Annotated in this window: 1 pseudogene; it reads left to right on the top strand. The window is 54.4% G+C overall.

Annotated elements, in window-relative coordinates:
- A pseudogene (locus tag ACTHSQ_RS11385) lies at positions 1-248 on the top strand (IS481 family transposase); the annotation flags it as partial.

The following is a 248-nucleotide window of genomic DNA, read 5'->3' as shown; positions in this document are numbered from 1 at the left end:
ACCTCCCTGGCACGCCGCTACCAAGTCAGCCGCGTCACCATTTACCGCGCACTTAAAGCCGCAAGGGGCAGACTGCTCAAACCCCAAACCAGTACCAACAACCGTTTCAAACAGGCAAAGTACGGAATGAAACGCCTGGCCAAGGTAGAACGCGGCATTCAGGAAAAGCTTAAAAGGCAGGCCAAACGCTACAATAAATCCTACCCCGGAGAGCTGGTACATCTCGATACCAAACGGCTGCCGCTGCT

Origin of the sequence: Neisseria sp. P0009.S008, from assembly GCF_051958615.1 — a bacterium.
Lineage (GTDB): Bacteria > Pseudomonadota > Gammaproteobacteria > Burkholderiales > Neisseriaceae > Neisseria > Neisseria subflava.
Note: the sequence above shows the minus strand (reverse complement) of the source record. Positions and strands in the feature narration are given on the sequence as shown.